The organism is Actinomycetes bacterium, from assembly GCA_024222295.1.
GTDB lineage: Bacteria > Actinomycetota > Acidimicrobiia > Acidimicrobiales > Microtrichaceae > JAAEPF01.
The window spans coordinates 40,739-58,209 of sequence record JAAEPF010000021.1 but is presented as its reverse complement, the minus strand read 5'-3'; the positions used below and the strand labels follow the sequence as shown (position 1 = coordinate 58,209).

General features: G+C 69.4%; 17 protein-coding genes. 1 reads left to right on the top strand and 16 read right to left on the bottom strand.

The genetic code is table 11. The annotated features are described in order from the left end of the window. Position 1: 1 nt before the first annotated feature. Positions 2–3,406, bottom strand: a complete 3,405-nt coding sequence (gene carB, locus GY812_05575) for a carbamoyl-phosphate synthase large subunit (protein ID MCP4434961.1) — start codon at positions 3,404–3,406, stop codon at positions 2–4. Positions 3,407–3,476: 70 nt separating this feature from the next. On the opposite strand from carB, the gene GY812_05570 reads away from it, so the two are divergent. After that, complete coding sequence (locus GY812_05570) at positions 3,477–3,965, top strand: DUF2505 domain-containing protein (protein MCP4434960.1); 489 nt, start codon at positions 3,477–3,479, stop codon at positions 3,963–3,965. Between the two features lie 11 nt (positions 3,966–3,976). Here the strand turns inward: GY812_05570 and carA are convergent, their stop codons facing one another. The 15 genes from carA to ruvX form a co-directional block, all read right to left on the bottom strand. Continuing rightward, positions 3,977–5,074 (bottom strand): glutamine-hydrolyzing carbamoyl-phosphate synthase small subunit, encoded by a 1,098-nt coding sequence (gene carA, locus GY812_05565; GenBank protein ID MCP4434959.1) that lies wholly within the window; start codon positions 5,072–5,074, stop codon positions 3,977–3,979. Then, complete coding sequence (locus GY812_05560; GenBank protein ID MCP4434958.1) at positions 5,071–6,390, bottom strand: dihydroorotase; 1,320 nt, start codon at positions 6,388–6,390, stop codon at positions 5,071–5,073. Before GY812_05560 ends, carA begins: the two co-directional genes overlap by 4 nt. Continuing rightward, on the bottom strand, positions 6,390–7,355 hold the full coding sequence (locus GY812_05555) for an aspartate carbamoyltransferase catalytic subunit (GenBank protein MCP4434957.1): 966 nt from the start codon (positions 7,353–7,355) through the stop codon (positions 6,390–6,392). The genes GY812_05560 and GY812_05555 overlap by 1 nt, the downstream gene beginning before the upstream one ends. Beyond that, a complete protein-coding gene (gene pyrR / locus GY812_05550) occupies positions 7,352–8,011 on the bottom strand; it encodes a bifunctional pyr operon transcriptional regulator/uracil phosphoribosyltransferase PyrR (GenBank protein MCP4434956.1) in 660 nt (219 codons plus the stop codon). Before pyrR ends, GY812_05555 begins: the two co-directional genes overlap by 4 nt. A 122-nt stretch (positions 8,012–8,133) precedes the next feature. Continuing rightward, the gene (gene nusB / locus GY812_05545; GenBank protein MCP4434955.1) at positions 8,134–8,694 is read right to left on the bottom strand and encodes a transcription antitermination factor NusB; all 561 of its coding nucleotides are present in this window, start codon (positions 8,692–8,694) and stop codon (positions 8,134–8,136) included. After that, a complete protein-coding gene (gene efp, locus GY812_05540; protein ID MCP4434954.1) occupies positions 8,691–9,254 on the bottom strand; it encodes an elongation factor P in 564 nt (187 codons plus the stop codon). The genes nusB and efp overlap by 4 nt, the downstream gene beginning before the upstream one ends. 69 nt (positions 9,255–9,323) lie before the next feature. After that, on the bottom strand, positions 9,324–10,403 hold the full coding sequence (locus GY812_05535) for an aminopeptidase P family protein (protein ID MCP4434953.1): 1,080 nt from the start codon (positions 10,401–10,403) through the stop codon (positions 9,324–9,326). A gap of 50 nt (positions 10,404–10,453) precedes the next feature. Continuing rightward, entirely contained in the window at positions 10,454–10,906 is a 453-nt protein-coding gene (locus GY812_05530) for a 3-dehydroquinate dehydratase (GenBank protein MCP4434952.1), read from the bottom strand. Next, on the bottom strand, positions 10,903–11,991 hold the full coding sequence (locus GY812_05525) for a 3-dehydroquinate synthase (GenBank protein MCP4434951.1): 1,089 nt from the start codon (positions 11,989–11,991) through the stop codon (positions 10,903–10,905). The genes GY812_05530 and GY812_05525 overlap by 4 nt, the downstream gene beginning before the upstream one ends. Further along, a complete protein-coding gene (locus GY812_05520; protein ID MCP4434950.1) occupies positions 11,957–12,478 on the bottom strand; it encodes a shikimate kinase in 522 nt (173 codons plus the stop codon). Before GY812_05520 ends, GY812_05525 begins: the two co-directional genes overlap by 35 nt. Continuing rightward, positions 12,475–13,605: a hypothetical protein gene (locus GY812_05515; protein ID MCP4434949.1), complete on the bottom strand. Its 1,131-nt coding sequence runs from the start codon at positions 13,603–13,605 to the stop codon at positions 12,475–12,477. Before GY812_05515 ends, GY812_05520 begins: the two co-directional genes overlap by 4 nt. 72 nt (positions 13,606–13,677) lie before the next feature. Further along, entirely contained in the window at positions 13,678–14,970 is a 1,293-nt protein-coding gene (locus tag GY812_05510; protein ID MCP4434948.1) for a DUF4388 domain-containing protein, read from the bottom strand. 55 nt (positions 14,971–15,025) lie between these two features. Continuing rightward, positions 15,026–15,874, bottom strand: coding sequence for a shikimate dehydrogenase (locus tag GY812_05505; GenBank protein MCP4434947.1), 849 nt, complete (start codon positions 15,872–15,874; stop codon positions 15,026–15,028). A 3-nt stretch (positions 15,875–15,877) separates the two neighbouring features. Beyond that, positions 15,878–17,011 (bottom strand): endolytic transglycosylase MltG, encoded by a 1,134-nt coding sequence (gene mltG / locus GY812_05500; GenBank protein ID MCP4434946.1) that lies wholly within the window; start codon positions 17,009–17,011, stop codon positions 15,878–15,880. Then, entirely contained in the window at positions 17,008–17,469 is a 462-nt protein-coding gene (gene ruvX, locus GY812_05495) for a Holliday junction resolvase RuvX (GenBank protein ID MCP4434945.1), read from the bottom strand. Before ruvX ends, mltG begins: the two co-directional genes overlap by 4 nt. Positions 17,470–17,471: the final 2 nt, after the last annotated feature.

Genomic DNA, 17,471 nt, shown 5'->3' with positions numbered 1-17,471 from the left:
CTCACCGGGGTGAGCCCTCGCCGGGTGCAGCATCGGCGCGGGCGTGGTGGTCCTGAAGCGAGCGCACGGCCAGCTCGCGGGTGGTCCACTCGGCGATCCCATTGGCAGCCGCCAGCGCCGCTGCTGCGGTGGTCACCAGCGGCACCTTGTTCTCGGCGGCCGCTCGTCGCAGGTGTGCACCATCGGCGCGGGGCCCGCGGCCGCGCGGACTGTTCACGACCAGCTGAATGGCCCCACTGGAGATCAGGTCGACCCCGTCCGCCGCCCCGGGGGCATCCTCTGTGGCCCCTTGTGCATGCGCGGGCACGCTCACCTTCGCGACCTCCGAGGCCACGTCCACACCGTGGGATCGCAGGTACGCGGCGGTGCCGGCGGTGGCCACCAGCCCGAAGCCCAACTCCTGGAACCGCCGTGCTGCGGCCAGGCCGGTGGCCTTGTCGCGGTCGGCCAGCGACATGAAGACCGAGCCCGAGGTGGGCAACAACTCCCCGGCCGCGAGCTGACCCTTGGCAAAGGCCATCGCGAAGCTGTCGTCGATGCCCATCACCTCGCCGGTGGAGCGCATCTCGGGGCCGAGGAGCGCGTCGACGGCTGGGAACCGGCTCCATGGCAGCACGGCTTCCTTGACCGCGACGTGGCTGCCCGATGACCTGGGCACGAGCACACCCTCGCTGCGCAGCTCCTCGAGGCTGTCGCCACACATCACCCGGGAGGCCACCTTGACCAGCGGAACGCCTGTGGCCTTGGCCACGAACGGCACGGTTCGGCTCGCCCGGGGATTGGCCTCGATCACGAACACCTGGGCGCCGGCCGCCGCACCTCCACCGCCACCGGCGACCTTCTTCACCGCGTACTGCACGTTGATCAGCCCGCAGACACCCAACTCCGTGGCTATTCGGCGGGTGTACTCCTCGATCACCGCGATCGTTCCCTTCTCGAGACCCACCGGTGGAATCACGCATGCTGAGTCCCCGGAGTGCACCCCGGCTTCCTCCACGTGCTCCATGATCCCGCCGATGATCACCTCGCCGGTGTCATCGCGGATCGCGTCCACATCGACCTCGGTTGCGTCCTCGAGGAACCGGTCGACCAACACCGGCCGCTCGGCCGAAAGGCCTCCTTCGCGTCCGAGTGAACCCTCGCCCGCGATTGCCGTCCACGCCGAGCGCAGGTCGTCGGGCCCGTAGACGATCTCCATGGCGCGACCGCCGAGCACGTAGGAGGGCCGCACCAGAGCCGGGTAGCCGATGCGATCCACGATGGTGAGCGCCTCGTCGATCGTGGTTGCAGTGCCGCCTGCGGGCTGGGGGATCTCCAGCCGCGCACACATCGAAGCCCACTGGTCGCGGTCCTCGGCGGCATCGATGCTGGAGGCAGGCGTCCCGAGCACGAGTTCAGGCGGCAGCGAGTCGGCCAGCTTGAGGGGCGTCTGGCCGCCGAGGGAGACGATCACGCCCTTGAGCGAACCGCCACCCTGCTCGGCGGAACGACGCTCCGAGTCGATGACGTTGAGCACCTCCTCGGCCGTTAGCGGCTCGAAGTAGAGGCGGTCCGACGTGTCGTAGTCGGTTGAGACGGTCTCCGGGTTGCAGTTGACCATGACCGTCTCGTACCCGGCGTCCCCGAGAGCGAAGCAGGCGTGCACGCAGCAGTAGTCGAACTCGATGCCCTGGCCGATCCGGTTGGGACCGGAACCGAGGATCAACACCTTGTCGCGGCCAGACGGCTGGACTTCGCTGGTGTCCTCGTAGGTGCCGTAGTGATACGGGGTCTCGGCTTCGAACTCGGCCGCGCAGGTGTCGACGGTCTTGTAGGTCACCTCGACACCCGCCTCGATTCGGCCAGCGCGGACCTGCGCCTCCCCGAGCCCCCACAGGTAGCCGAGCTGCGCGTCACCGAAGCCGAGCGACTTGGCCCGCCGCCACATGCGCCGGGTCATCGCCTGCACGGCTGCATCGCCCGTGCCCAGGCCTGCAAGCGCCTCTCGCTCCTCGACCACCGCGAGCATCTGGTCGAGGAACCACGGGTCGATGCGCGAGGCGTCATGCACCCGTTCCAGCGGCTCACCCCGGCGCAGCAGCGACTCGACCTCGTAGATGCGCTCGGGCGTGCCGACTGCGACGCGTCCGAGAAGGTCCTCGGTCGGGATCGAGTCAAAAGCCGACTCGCCCGGATCGCAGTTGAGCCCGGCGCGGCCGTGCTCGAGGGACCGAAGCGCCTTTTGCAGCGACTCCGGGAAGGTGCGCCCGATGGCCATCGCTTCGCCGACCGACTGCATTTGGGTGCCGAGGCGGTTGGCGGCGCCCGGCAGCTTCTCGAAAGCCCACCGCGGGACCTTGGTGACCACGTAGTCGATGACCGGCTCGAAGCTCGCAGGCGTCTTTGCGGTGATGTCGTTGGGGATCTCGTCGAGTGTGTACCCCACCGCCAGCTTCGCTGCGATCTTCGCGATCGGGAAGCCGGTCGCCTTGGAAGCCAGCGCAGACGAGCGGCTGACCCGCGGGTTCATCTCGATGACCACCTGGCGGCCGGTGTCGGGGTCGACCGCGAACTGCACGTTGGATCCGCCGGTCTCCACACCGACCCGACGCAGCACCGCGAACGCCGCGTCGCGCATCTGCTGGTACTCCACATCGGTGAGCGTCTGGGCGGGTGCCACCGTGATGGAGTCGCCGGTGTGCACGCCCATCGGATCGACGTTCTCGATCGAGCAGATGATCACGCAGTTGTCGGCGTGGTCACGCATGACTTCGAGCTCGAACTCCTTCCACCCCGCGATGGACTCCTCGATGAGCACTTCGGTGATGGGACTGGCCTCGAGGCCGTTGGACACGACCGCCTCGAACTCCTCGGATGTGGATGCGATTCCGGTGCCGCGGCCGCCCAGGATGTAGGCGGGTCGGATCACCACCGGCAGGCCGATGTCGGCCACCACCTCCTGCGCCTCGTCCATCGAGTGGGCGACGCCGCTGCGGGGTGTGTCGAGTCCGATCTCCGCCATCGCCTTCGAGAACAGCGCCCGGTCCTCCGCAGTGGCGATCGGGCCGGCCTTTGCCCCGATCAACTCGATGCCACGGCGTTCGAGCGCCCCGGACTCGTGAAGGTCCATCGCCAGGTTGAGCGCCGTCTGCCCGCCGAGGGTCGGCAGCACGGCGTCGGGACGCTCGGCGTCGAGGATGCGCTCTATGACTTCCGGCACCAGCGGCTCCACGTAGGTCGCATCCGCGAAGTCGGGGTCGGTCATGATGGTGGCGGGGTTCGAGTTGGCGAGGATGACCCGGTAGCCCTCTTCGCGCAGCACCCGGCACGCCTGGGTGCCGGAGTAGTCGAACTCGCAGGCCTGGCCGATCACGATCGGGCCGGAGCCCAGGATCAGGATCGACTCGATGTCGTCACGACGTGGCATTTGGCGCTTCCTGTCGGGCCATGGCGGCGGCACCGCGGAATGCACCGGTGCGGTGTGCCACGCTTGGCGTATGAAGTTCGGATTCGAGCAGCGTTGGACCGCGACGGTTGGGGACGTCGTGGACCTCTACACCGATGAGTCGTTCTGGTCGTCTGTCAGCGGCTTCACGAAGACCAACCCGCCCGAGGTGCTCGAAGTCACCCGCAACGGGGCCACGGCACTCACCAGGTTGCGCTGGAAGCTCAACGTCGACCTGCCGAGCCAGGCTTCGCGGTTCATCGACCCCGACAATGTGGCATGGGTCGAGGAGACCACGTGGGACGTCGAACGGGCCACGGCAACGGTTGCCTTCGTTCCGGCCCAGGGGGCATCGCTCATGAAGGCGTCGGCCGAGGTGGCGGTGCGCGCCGAGGGCGACGAGGCGATCCGCAGGGTGACCGGCGAGCTGCACGTGCGCATCCCGCTGCTCGGCAGCCGGGTGGAGCACGCCGTGGTCGACGGAGTGGGCGACCACCTCACCGAGGAAGCCGACGTCGTGGCGGGCACGCTGGAGGCCTGACCGGCACGGCGTCACTTCGTGGCGCTCCCGTCGATCAGGTCCGCGAATCGGTCGAACAGGTACCGGCTGTCGTGCGGGCCGGGGCCTGCCTCGGGGTGGTACTGGATCCCGAACGCAGCCACATCGGTGCACCGGAAGCCTTCCAGTGTGCCGTCGTTCAGGTTCACGTGGGTGACCTCGGCCGACTCGAGGGTGTCGGCGTCCACGCAGTAGTTGTGGTTCTGGCTCGTGATCTCGATGTGGCCGGTCGCCAGGTCCTTGACGGGATGATTGCCACCGTGGTGTCCGAAGGGCAGCTTGTAGGTTCTGGCGCCGAGCGCCGTGGCCAGCATCTGGTGGCCCATGCAGATGCCGAACACCGGCACCTCGCCGAGCAACGCCTTGACCGTGTCGGGTACGCCCCGCACCGCGGAGGGGTCGCCCGGGCCGTTGGACAGGAACACCCCATCGGGTCCGCGCCCGAGGATCTCGTCGGCCGACGTGGCGGCCGGCACCACCTCGACCGAACCGATGCGGGCGAGGTTGTCGACGATGGTGGATTTGATGCCGAGGTCCAGTGCCACGATGCGCCGAGTAGCGCCGGTGCTGGACGCCACGCTGCGACCAGCGGGCTCTGTGACCTCGCTCACCAGGTCGAGCCCGTCGGTGCCGGCTGCCGTGCCGGCGGCGCTGCGCAGGTCTGACTCGGCCGCGGCGCCGAACACCCCGGGCAGCGCCCCGTGGTCGCGCAGGTGGCGGGTGAGACGGCGCGTGTCGACGCCCGCTATGCCGGCCACGCCGTGGGAGCGCAGCCACGCGTCGAGGCTGCCCTCGGAGCGGTGGTTGGAATCGCGACGCGCCAGCTCACGGACCACGACGCCGCTGCATCGCGGGTAGGTGGACTCGTTGTCGGCCGAGTTGACCCCGTAGTTGCCGATGTGGGGGTAGGTGAACGTGATCACCTGCCCCGCATAGGACGGATCCGAGATGACCTCCTGGTAGCCGGAGAGCACGGTGTTGAATACGAACTCCCCGCGGTTGACCTCACCCGGGTTGCTGGCGCCCATGGCTTCACCTTCGAACAGGGTGCCGTCGGCCAGGACTATGGCGGCCTCGACCGGGGCGCTCACCGCAGCACCTCGCCGTCACGGACCACGACCTCGCCGGCACAGACCGTGTGACGGACCTTTCCGCGCACTTCCCTTCCGACATATGGCACGTTGCGGGACCGCGACGCACCGCCCGTGTCGTCGATCGTCCAACGATGCTCCGGATCTATGACGCACAGGTTGGCGGGTTCGCCTTCGGCGACGGGTCGGCCGTGTGCGGCCATTCCTGCGATGGCGGCCGGACGCCAGGAGAGGCTCGCCAGCACGTCGGCCTCGGTCATCGAGCCGCCGTCGACCAGTTCGGTGAACGCCAGGGCCAGTGCGTACTCGAGCCCGAGCATTCCCGGAGGTGCCTTGTCGAAGGGCAGCTCCTTGCTCTCGGGTGTGTGCGGGGCGTGATCGGTTGCGATGGCGTCGACCGAACCACTCGCCAGCCCTTCCTTCACCGCTGCCACGTCGTCGGCGGTGCGCAGCGGGGGGTGGACCTTGAAGGTTGCGTCGTAGTCGACGCAACACTCGTCGGTGAGTGTGAAGTGGTGCGGCGCGGCCTCAGCGGTGATCGGCAGACCTCCGGCGCGTGCCGCGGACACCATGGCTACCGACCCGGCGGTCGAAAGGTGCAGGAAGTGCATCCGGGCACCGGTTAGCCGGGCCAGGGCGATGTCGCGCATCACCATCAGTTCCTCGGCCTCGGCGGGCTGGCCGGGTAGGCCGAGCCTTGCGGAGACCTCACCTTCGTTCATGCACGTGCCCTCCGACAGAGCCGACACCTCGCAGTGCTGGGCCAGCGTCACCCCGAGCCCGGCTGCGTATTCGAGGGCACGACGCATGAGCCGATCGTCCTGCACGCCGTCGCCGTCGTCGGTGAACACCCGCACGCCCAGAGCAGCCATCTCGGCCATAGGTGCTAGCTGCTCTCCGGCACGACCGACGGTGATCGCCCCGGAGCTGTGCACGTCGACGACCGAGGCCCGGCCGAGCTCGAGAACCTCGCGCACCACCGAAGCGTCGTCGATGGCGGGGGTCGTGTTGGGCATCGCCAGCACAGCCGTGTAGCCGCCAAGCGCCGCAGCACGACCGCCGGTGGCGATCGTCTCCGCTTCCTCGCGGCCCGGTTGGCGCAGGTGTGTGTGCAGGTCGACCAGGCCCGGCGCCACGATCGCGGAGCCGGCATCCAGCACCACGTCGGCGGACAGGTCGGGGCCGACCCCCGCGATCATGCCGTCGACGACCAGCACGTCGCCCGTGCGCTCGCCGCTTGCATCGATGATTCGCCCGCCCTTGATCACCGTGGGCGGGTATGTCCCTTGCGGGGCCTGTCGAGCGTTGTCGGTCATCAGTTCTCCTCACCGGCCGCGGCGACCTGGTCCGCGAGGCTTCCGAGAGCCTCGCGCCCGGAGCCGAGCAACAGATACAGCACGGCCATGCGCACGGCGACTCCATTTGCGACCTGGTCGGTGACGACGGCGTTGGGCCTGTCGGCAACCTCCCCGGCGATCTCCACTCCGCGGTTCATCGGGCCCGGGTGCATCACCAGCGTGTCCGAGCCGAGCGCATCGGCCCGACGGGTGGTGAGTCCGTACAGCGCCGTGTATTCGCGCAGGGTCGGCACCAGTGCCTCTGTCATCCGCTCGCGCTGCATGCGCAGCAGGTAACAGACGTCGATCTCGCCGAGCACGTCATCGAAGGAGTGGCAGACCTTGACCGGCCACGAGCTCGTGGTCGAGGGCAGCAGGGTGGGCGGAGCCACGAGGGTGACTTCGGCGCCGAGATTCGTGAACGCCTCCATGCACGAGCGGGCCACTCTCGAGTGCTGGACGTCACCCACGATCGCCACCCTCAGCCCTTCCAGGGACCCCCGACGCGACCGGATCGTGTAGGCGTCGAGGAGCGCCTGGGTGGGATGGGCATGCCATCCGTCGCCGGCGTTGATCACCGACGAGGCGGCCCAACGGGCGGCCTGGGCGGGCACACCCGAAGATCCGTGACGGATGACGATGCCGTCGACTCCCATCGCCTCGATCGTCTCGATCGTGTCGCGCACCGACTCGCCCTTGCTTGCCGAGGACGTCGAAACCGAGAACCCCATCACATCGGCCGACAGGCGCTTGGCGGCGGTCTCGAAGCTCAGTCGCGTACGTGTGGAGTCCTCGTAGAACAATGACACGACCGTGCGCCCGCGCAGCGCGGGTACCCGCGGGATCCGGCGTGCGAGAACCTCGGCCATGCTGTCCGCGACGTCGAGGATCTCGTGAATCTCGTCGCGCCCGAGCTCGGAGATCGTGAGCAGGTCCTCGCTCACGGCTTGGCCATCTCGCCGATGCGAACAGCCGTGAGCGACACGTCGACCAGCTCGTCACGTCGTGTCGGCAGGTTCTTGCCCGTGTAGTCGGGGCGGATCGGCAGCTCGCGGTGGCCCCGGTCGACCATCACCGCCAGCTGGATCGTGCGCGCCCGGCCGAAGTCGACCAACGCGTCCAACGCAGCACGGATCGTGCGGCCGGTGAACAGCACGTCATCGACGAGCACCACGTCGCGGCCGTCGAGGTCGACCGGGATGTCGGTGACCTCCTCGGGCAGCACGGGCCTGATCCCTATGTCGTCGCGGTACAGGGCGACATCCAGCGTGCCCACCACCGGACCGTGCACCACCTCGTCGCTCTCGGCGCCGGGTGCCGGATCCTCGCCGTCGGTCTCGCCGGCCACCGCCGGGTCGCTGCCGTCCCAGGGCTCGACCCCCTCGATGTCGGCCAACACTGAGGCAAGGGCACGGGCCACCGTGACGCCGCCGGTCTGCAGGCCGACCAGCACGACGTTGTCGAGGCCCTTGTTTCGTTCGATGATCTCGTGGGCCATCCGGCGCAGGGCCCGACCGATCTCGTCGGCCGACATCACCTCTGCCCGGGCAACGAAAACGCCCCCGTAGGGGCGCGTCATCCGTCGCTCGCGTTCTGCCATCAGCAGTCCTCCTGGCCGTAGGAGCCTCGCTGGACTCCCTTCACGGTCAGAACGCGACCATAGCCGCGACCGGGCGATCGTGCGAGGCGCCCCCTGGCGGACGCCCGGGCAGGCAGCCCCGCTCAGGTGTCGTCGGGCGTGGCGCCGGACTCGTGCGACATTTCACTGGGCTCGCCTGGCGTCGCACTCGGTTCATCTGGCCGCAGCCGGCGGGCCGCCGCTGCCAGCAGCCCGTTGACGAACCGGGGCGAGTCGTCGGTGCCGTAGGTCTCGGCCAGCGCGACGGCTTCTGACAACACCACGCCCGTGGGCACGTCGGCGCAGTGGCCGAGTTCCCAGATGGCCACTCGCAGCATGCTTCGGTCGAGTGTCGCCATCCGCTCGGTGGTCCAACCGTCTGGCGCGAGTTCGGTGAGCAGCCCATCCAACTCGCCGAGGTCGTCGTCGACCCCCGCCACGAGGGTTTCTGCGTACCGGTCCGGGGCAACGACCTGGGCGGCGAGCACGCTGCGGCCGGTTCGGCCGGTCATCGCAGCCTCGTAGAGCAGGTGAACCGCGCGCTCCCGGGCCGCGCTGCGGCCACCCTCGACGGGTCGGATCCGTGGCGCGGCCTGCCCGGGTTCGCCGTCGCCTGACTGCTGGGCGCCACCCTGCTCGGAGCCGGACTCGTCGGGACCGGTCATGCGCGGGAGATGAACTCCCCGGTGCGCGTGTCGACCTTGAGGCGCTCCCCGGGCTCGATGAACAGCGGCACCTGCACGACGTGGCCGGTCTCGAGGGTGGCGGGCTTCTTCGCGCCGGAGACACGGTCACCCTGCACCCCTGGCTCCGTCTCGGCGACGCCCAGCTCCACCGAGGCCGGGAGCTCCACGCCGATGATCTCCTCGCCGTAGAAGATGATCTGTGCGTTGGCGGTGTCGATCAGGAAGCTGGCGGCTTCACCGATGGTGGCCTGCGGCACGTTCATCTGGTCGTAGGTCGAGTTGTCCATGAAAACGAAGTCCGTGCCGTCGCGGTACAGCAGCTGCATCTCGCGCTTGTCGACGATCGCGCGCTCCATCTTCTCGCCGGCGCGGAATGTGCGGTCCACGACCGCCCCCGTGCGCACGTTCTTGAGGGTGGTGCGCACGAACGCCCCGCCCTTGCCGGGCTTCACGTGCTGGAAGTCCGACAACGTGTAGAGGCCGTCGTCAAGGTCGACGGTCATTCCGGTCTTGAAGTCTGCGGTTGAGATCTGGGGCATGTCTGGGCCTCGTTGTTGTCGTGCACCGGTCGCGAGAGCGCCGGATCGGTTGGGCCACGGCGCTGGCCGTCAGCCCAGCTGTGGGTCCTTGGGGGCCAGCGTCAGGCGTTCACAGCCGCCTTCGGTCACCAGAACGGTGTCCTCGATGCGGACCCCACCGAGATCGGGAAGGTACACGCCGGGCTCCACCGTGACCACATGGCCGACCTCCAGGGTGGCAGTGGAGCGGGAGGAAACACGTGGCTCCTCGTGGATGTCGAGACCGACTCCGTGACCGGTGCCGTGCAGGAATGCGTCGCCCCAGCCCGCATCCTCGATCACATCGCGGCAGACCCGGTCGACCTCCACGGCCTCCACGCCTGCCGCAACGGCCTCCACGCCTGCACGTTGGCTCTCGGCCACCACGTCAAGCATCCGGCGCCGCTCGTCGCCCACGTCACCCACTGCCACGGCGCGGGTCATGTCGGAGTGGTAGCCGTCGAGGAGGGCCCCGAAATCGATGACCACCAGGTCACCCTCGGCCACCTGCCGTCCCGACGGGGAATGATGCGGTCTCGCACCGTTGGGACCGGCCGCCACGATCGTCTCGAAGCTCAGGTCATCGGCACCGAGGCGCATCATGGCGGCCTCCAACTCGAGCGCGAAGTCGCGCTCGGTGGGGCGGTCGGCCAGGCGGTCACGCACCGAGCCCAGTGCCTCATCGGCTATCGCGCAGGCGGCCCGGATCCTGGCGGCCTCGCCGGGGTCCTTCACGAGACGCAGATCCTCGACCAGCCCGACCGTGGGCACGAGGTCGCCGTCGAAGAGCTCGTCTGCCCAGCGTCGCTGCGCGGACCACGAGATCGAGTCGGCCTCGAGGCCCAGCCGGTCGATGCCCGAAGCGGCGCCGGCAATCGTGAGCTCGGGGGCAGCGGTGGAGATCTCGATCTCGGCAACCACACCTGAATCGGAGAGCTGCTGTTCGCTCTGGGTCGTGTAGCGGCCGTCGGTCACGAACAGCACCCGGTCGGGAGCCACCAGCACCATCGCGGAAGACCCTGTGAAGCCGGTGAGGTACCGCACATTGGTGAGCTCGCTAACCACCACCGCGTCGACCCCGGCGTCGTCGAGTGCACCGCGGAGGCGCTCGATCCGAGCGGCCACATCCATCGGCGGTAGGTCCTCGGGGCTGTGTGTCGGTGTGACGCCTTCGGTGACGGTCATGCCGAGAGGGTACCCAGCAGCCCGGCCATCGCCCTGACGGCCAGCGGATAGCCCTCGCCACCGAGCCCGGCGATGACAGCGGTGCTGACCGGTGTGAGCACGGACTGGTGACGGAAGTCCTCGCGCGCACCCGGGTTGGACAGGTGTAGCTCGACCACGGGCCCCTCGAATGCCGCCAGTGCGTCGTGCAACGCCCAGCTGTAGTGGGTGAAGGCCCCTCCGTTGATGATGATGCCCGCTGACTCGGCGCGGGCAGTGTGCACCGCCCTCACCAGGTCGGCCTCGCTTTCGGACTGCAGGTGGGTGACCGCGAGCCCGCACTGCTCGGCCTCGCAAGCGGCGGCATCGACGTGGTCGGCAAGGGTGGCGGTGCCGTACACATCGGGCTCGCGCTCGCCGAGAAGGTCGAGGTTGGGTCCCGACAACAACAGGACTGCTGGCTGGCTCATGTCATCTCCTGCAACGCTGCCTCCGCGGTCTCGGGGTCAACGCCCTTGACCACCTCGACTCCCCCTTCGCCGAGCAGCACGAACGTGAGGCCGGTGCCGAGGGACTTCTTGTCGCGCCCCATCAAGTGCACCAGCCTCGCGGGATCCGTGCCAGCGGGTAATTCCGTGGGCAGGTCGTAGCCGGCCACGACCCTACGGTGCTCGGCCACGGCATCATCGCCGATGCGCCCGAGCATCCGGGCGAGTTCTGCGGCATAGACGAGGCCGATCGCAACCGCCTCCCCGTGGCGCAGTTCGTGGCCGCCGCCGGTCTCGAGCGCGTGGGCCAGGGTGTGGCCGTAGTTGAGCAGGGCCCGCCTGCCACCTTCGCGCTCGTCCGAGGCCACCACGTCGGCCTTGATCTGCACGCACCGGGCTACCCGTTCGACCAGCGGCAGCGTGTCGAGGCGGTCTCCGCCCAGCCAGTTGTACTTCGCCATTTCGCCGAGGCCGCACCGCCATTCCGCAGGTGGCAGTGTCTGCAGGGTCTCGGTGTCGCAGAACACGGCCGTCGGCTGCCAGAAGCTGCCGACGAGGTTCTTGCCCTCCGGCAGGTTCACGCCTGTCTTGCCGCCGATGGCGGCGTCGATCTGGGCCAGCAACGTGGTGGCAACGTGGATGACGGGCAGGCCACGGTGGTACACCGACGCGGCGAATCCCGCCACGTCGGTGACCAGCCCGCCACCGACACCCACCACGCAGTCGGCGCGGCTCAGGCCCCACTCGGCCCACTCCGAACACAGCTGTTCGATGGTGCCGAGCCTCTTGTGCCACTCACCCTCGCCGATCGTGAACACCCGGTGATCCACCCCGGGGTCGACATCGACACCGACCGCCGCCTGGGTCACGACCGCCACCTTCGAGGCGCTCTCGGGCACCGCTGCCGCCAGCTCGCCGCGGACGCCCTCGCCGACCAGCACCGGGCAGCGCCGCCCATCGGCCAGCACGAGATCGACCTGCAGTGTGTCGCTCACAACCACACTCCCGTCAGTGCTGCTGCAATCGCTTCCGTCATGGCTGCAACCCGATGCTGGCGGTGACTGCATCGGCGATGGCCTCGGGAGTGCCGGCAGACACGTCGATGACCACATCGGCCAGCGACTCGTAGAGCGGGCCGCGTTCGGCATGCATCTGCTCGAGCCGTTCCAGCGCATTGCCGGCCAGCAGGGGCCTGGCCTCTTCGTCGGCCGAGAGCCGCGGCGCCAACTGAGCGGGCGATGCGTCCAGCCACACAACCGTGGTACGCGACGAGAGCAACCCGGCTGCCTGCGGTGTCGTCACCACTCCACCCCCGGTGGCCACCACCGCAGCAGGGCCTTCGAGGGTCGACTCGAGCGCCTCGAGCTCACGACGGCGGAATGCCTGTTCACCTTCGACCTCGAACAGCTCCGCGATGGTGGACCCGACCTGTTGCTGCACCAAGTCGTCCAGGTCAACCGCGACCCGGCCGGTGCGCCGCGCCACCAGCGGAGCGACACTTGACTTGCCGGTGCCGGAAAGGCCCACCAGCGACACGTGGGCGGCACCCCTCACGTCACGGTGACCGGACCACCGCCGAGCAGCTCCTGCAGCGCGCCCTTCAGGGGCATGGTCGGCACGTCCAGCGCCTCGATCACGATGGTGACGCCCTGGTCGCAGTCGAGGACGATGACCGTGGAGTTGCGCTTGGCCTTCACCCCGAGACGGAACTTGGCCTCATCTGCGTTCTGGGCCTCCACAGATCGAATGACCTCCCAGCCGAGCCGGAAGTCGGGACCACTGGGTCCGTTCACGGTGACACCGGTGCCGTCGAGCACTGCCACGCACTTCTTGCGCTTCTTGGTCTGGCCCGGGTAGCCACCGTGGTAGACGACGTCTTCCAGGGTCAGCTGTCCGCCGGCCGAACCGCCTTGCTGCGCGAGAGGTGGACCATCGCCCGGCAGTGGGCGGTCGTCACCGGCTGCCCACATGGGCGCCTCGGCCCCCTGGGGGTTGTTGACCGGCACGGCACCGGGCAGCGGAGCCGCTCCGGCTGGGCCCGCAGGCGCATCGGATGGGGGAAGCGGCTGGCCTCCGGGCATCGGCGGATCCGCCAACGGCTGTGCTTCGGGTGGTTGCGCCATGGGCTCGGCCACAGGCGCGACAGGCGGCACCGCTGCAGGTGGGGCCTCCGGCGGCGGCGCCATGGGCTCTGCCACAGGCGGGGCAAAGGCCGCTGGGGGCTCCAGAGCCGGCTGGGCCTCTGCTGCAGTGGCCTCGATGGGGCCGGCGTCGAATCGCTGCTCGGCCACCGGAGGGGCTGCGTCGCCCCCCGGACCCGCGGCTTCGGCACCCTGTGGGACCATGTCGCCGGCCGAGAGCAGTTCCTGCAGCCGGCCTACCACCTGGTCCACGAACGGCTCGGGCCACATCGCGATGAGCGTGGACCCGCCGTCGAAGGAGGCCTCGACGGGCAGCCTGGCCCCCACCGGGTCACCAACTGCATCGAGGTTCACGAGGCGCCGCAGGTCGAACCACTGCGGTGCGCCCTCCACCCCGACCGGCGTGGTGCCGAGCGAGTTGCCGGCCAGCACGAACAGCGTCGGGGTGCCGTCAGGGTCGTGACCAAGCACGCCGCGACCCACCGCATCCGGCGCCGCTCGCCGGCCATTGTCTGCTGAACGTGAACTGAACACCGACACGTCGGAACATGCTACTGGACCTGCGCTCTGGGCCCCCGCACCCCCACCGCTTCGAGCTCCCATCGGCTGGCGCTACTGAGCTTCGCCGTCGCCGAGCGCGGCCGCGATCGCCTCTGCGGCCTTGGGGCTGAGACGGCTGATCTGCGACAGCACATCGCCCGATGCAGCGTCAGCCTGGGGATCGGCTCCGTTGTGGCCACCGGTCGCGGCGGGCTGGTCGGCTGCCTGTTGGGCAGGATCCCAGGCGGGGTTCTGCTCGCCACCCACGAGGTCGTCGATCGGGAAGTGCTCGGGGAACTCGCCCGCAGCCCCGGCGACCGGCTCGGCCTCGTATTGGGGTTGGGTCGGCAAGCCCTGGGCGACCACCGCCTCGGCCTGCGCGAGGTGTTCACCGGGCGCCGGTTCCTGCTCTGACACCACCCGGGCCTCCAACAACGGCTCTGCGACACCCGGGGCCATGGGCTCGGGAGCGGGCTGTGGCGGCGCCACTGACGCGGCGGCCGGCACCTCCGCCTGGGCAACGGACTGTTCGGGGAATTGCTCCGAGAGCGGGACGTCCTCCGGGGCGTCCCACTGGGGTGCAGCCTGTGGCACCGCCGCATCGGCCGGTTCGGCTGCAACGGGCTCGGTCGCGAGCGGTGCGGGGGCGTCCGGCGCGTCGGCCACGGGCTCTGCAGCCGCTGGCTCGCGGAACTCGGACTGAACGGGGACTGGTTCCTCGGCCACAGGCTCGACCGCGACCGGCTCGGCGGGATCGGGCAGCGGGGCTGCCGGCTCAACCTCCACCGGGGCCACGGCGGGGTGCGCAGCCACCCCGGCTGCCGGCTCGGTCACCTCGATCAGGCCGCGGTCCACCAGTTCGGCAAGGCGGGCGCATCCGGCGAACTCGCTGGCGCCGAGCGACACCAGCACGTCCTGCACCCTCGGGCCGGGACCGATCGCCACGACAGCGGACCAGTCATCGGCGCTGAGGCGGATGTCGGCGCCCGGAAGCTCGGTGCTCAGCTGTACGTGGTGGGCCAGGTCCGGCACCCGCTCCAGGATGCGCTCCCATTGCTCGAGCATCTCGGAGGCCGCCGCCATCGCCTCTCCCACGTCGGTGGAGAAGCGAGCCTCGAGAGGCTCCTCGCCGGTGCTGAACTCGAAGGAGCCGTCGTTGAACCTCAGGAGCTCCCAGACGGCATCAGCTGCCTCGTCGAGATCGCGTCCCTGCAGGTTGCCGGCGATGAGGCGGCCTTCGTCCACCCACAGGGCGCCGCGCCCGCGGTCGCCGACGAGGTCCAGCCGGCCGGTCTTGTTGGACGTCGTGAGCAACTGCAGGACGTCTACGAGTGGGAACGAGTCGATGGTGCCTTGGAGGGCCACTTCCGTTTCTCCTTGCGCGGGAACGACACCTCATCGGCACGTTTGGCCGGCTGGTTCAGTTTTCAGGTGGTTCGACCGCTGCCCGGGCCATCTCGGCGACGGGGGCCTGCCCGCCTGTCCAGATACCGAACGCCACCGCTGCCTGGCCGACGAGCATCCCCAGGCCGTTGTGGGCCTTCGCACCGGCCTGCCGTGCAGACTCCATCAGGGGCGTGTCCGCAGGGTGGTAGACCAGATCGCTCACCACCAGCGCCGGGCGAATGAGCGACGGGTCCACGGGCGACTGGTCCCCGTCGGCCATGCCGACAGGGGTCGCGTTCACGAGCAGGTCCGCGGATGCGAGCGCGTCGCCCAACGACTCGGGTCCGGCGGTCCGACCAGCCCGGCCGGCCAGGGCTGCCGCAACCAGCGCCTTGTCCGGAGTGCGGTTGACCACGACGACTTCGGCGGCGCCCGCACCGGCCAGCGCCAGCACGACCGCACGCGAAGCTCCGCCGGCGCCCAGAACGACACATCGTGCACCGGACGGATCGAATTCCTCTGCGGCGAGTCCGGCGAGGAATCCGGCACCATCGGTGTTGTGGCCCACCAGGGTCTCGCCGTCACGCTCGATGCAGTTGACTGCTCCCAACGCCTCGGCATCGCCGGTGAGCCGGTCGAGCGAAGCGATCACCTCCTGCTTGTGGGGCATGGTCACCGACAAGCCGCCGAGGCCCAGCGAGCGCACTGCGGCCGCAGCCTCGGCCCCGCGGCCGCGCGGCACCTCGAAGGCCGCGAAGGTCCAGTCCAGTCCGGCTGCAGCGAACGCGGCGTTGAGGATGGCCGGCGAGCGGCTGTGGCGCACCGGATCCCCGATGACGGCCGCGACCGTGGTGGAGCCACCGGGGGCACCGGAGGGCAACACGTCTCAGAACACCCCGTCGGCCTGCGCCTCGGCCTTGGCCTGCTGGAACTCCGAGTACGACTCCGTGAACAGGTGCGAGGGCGGGTCGTTGGAGACCAACACGTAGAACCTCCAGTCGCCCGTGGGTGGGTCGATGGCGGCCTGCAGCGAGGCCCTGCCGGGCAGTCCGATCGGGGTCGGCGGCAGGCCCGCGTTGAGCCGCGAGTTGTACGGCGAGTCCGCCTCGAGTTCGGACTTGGTGAGCTCACCGGAGTTGCGGCCCAGTCCGTAGAGGATCGTGGCGTCGATGCCGAGTGGTTCGCCGTCGTCGAGGCGGTTGTAGATCACCCGCGCAATCTGGCCGCGCTCCTCCTCGGGACTCCCCGTCTCCCGCTCCGCCATGGACGCGACGGTCACCAGCTCGTAGGCGCCCAGGCCCCGGAGCGCCTCGGCACGCTCGTAGCCCAGCTCATCCATCACCGACACCATCTGGTCGGCCAGGGTCTGCAGGATCTGCGTCGCCGTGGCGTCGTCGGAGAACTCATAGGTGTCGGGGAAGAGCAGGCCCTCCCAGCTGGTGGACCCCTCTGGCAGGTATTTGGAGGTGACCTCGCCTGACCCGAGCGCGAGGAGAAGGTCCTCCACCGTGACGTTGGGGTGCTGTTCGGCTATCTGGTCGAGCGCATCCGTGAGGCGCTTGCCCTCGGTGACGCGCACCTTGGACGCGCCGACCGGCAAGGGGCCGGCGTCGAGTACCGAGACCGCCTCGTCGAAGCTGGAGTTCTCCCGGAACTCGACGTACTCGCCGGCCTCCCAGGGGCCCTCGCCCTTCAGGCCCGTGTAGCGGGCGAACAGTCCGCCGTCGCTGACGACGCCGGCGTCAGCCAGGATCTCCCCGATCGAGTCGTTGGATGAGCCCGTGGGGATCTCGATGCTGGCGACCACAGCACCGGGTTCGCCGGGCGGGTCGATCTTGCGCGACACCCAGAACACCAGCCCGCCGATCGTGATGGCGAGCACCAGGACGGCTCCGACCACGAGGGCCAGCACGCGACGGCCACCGTCGGCGTCGTTGGGCAGCGGAACCCAGTCATCGTCGGTGAGGGGGTCGGGTGCCCCATCGCCCTGGTCGGTGTCGTGCTCGCTGGTCCTGGTCAACTCGGTTCCCGGGGTTCGGATTGCGTCTCTGGGGGCGTAGTGCCGCCACGGCGTGCGTCCAGCCATCCCTGCAGGATCACCGAGGCCGCAGCGGCATCGATCACGGAGCGCATTCGCCTCGAGTCGAGTTCGGCGGCCCTCAGCGACTGCTCTGCCTCCGTGGTGCTCAGTCGCTCATCGTAGGGCTCCACGGGTACCGGCACAGACCTACTGAGAGCCTTCATCTCCTTGCGGGCACGCCGCGCCGCGGGACCGTCGCCGCCATCCAGGCTCAGCGGCAGCCCCACAACGACCACTTCGGCCTCCGCCTCCTGCACCAGTTCGGCTATCCGGCGGTGGTCCTCAGCCCAGTCGCGACCCCGGTGGATCACCTCCATGGGTACCGCCGTGCGGCCGGCCGAGTCCGAGATGGCGAGGCCGATCCTCTTCGATCCAAGGTCGATGCCCATGGCTCGCATCG

Coding starts and splice junctions, on each gene's coding strand:
- GY812_05570 (MCP4434960.1), top strand. CDS start 3,477: ATGAAGTTCGGATTCGAGCAGCGTTGGACCGCGACGGTTGGGGACGTC.
- nusB (MCP4434955.1), bottom strand. CDS start 8,694: ATGACCGGTCCCGACGAGTCCGGCTCCGAGCAGGGTGGCGCCCAGCAG.
- GY812_05560 (MCP4434958.1), bottom strand. CDS start 6,390: ATGACCGACAACGCTCGACAGGCCCCGCAAGGGACATACCCGCCCACG.
- ruvX (MCP4434945.1), bottom strand. CDS start 17,469: ATGCGAGCCATGGGCATCGACCTTGGATCGAAGAGGATCGGCCTCGCC.
- GY812_05535 (MCP4434953.1), bottom strand. CDS start 10,403: ATGGATGTGGCCGCTCGGATCGAGCGCCTCCGCGGTGCACTCGACGAC.
- efp (MCP4434954.1), bottom strand. CDS start 9,254: ATGCCCCAGATCTCAACCGCAGACTTCAAGACCGGAATGACCGTCGAC.
- carB (MCP4434961.1), bottom strand. CDS start 3,406: ATGCCACGTCGTGACGACATCGAGTCGATCCTGATCCTGGGCTCCGGC.
- GY812_05525 (MCP4434951.1), bottom strand. CDS start 11,991: ATGCAGTCACCGCCAGCATCGGGTTGCAGCCATGACGGAAGCGATTGC.
- pyrR (MCP4434956.1), bottom strand. CDS start 8,011: ATGGCAGAACGCGAGCGACGGATGACGCGCCCCTACGGGGGCGTTTTC.
- GY812_05530 (MCP4434952.1), bottom strand. CDS start 10,906: ATGAGCCAGCCAGCAGTCCTGTTGTTGTCGGGACCCAACCTCGACCTT.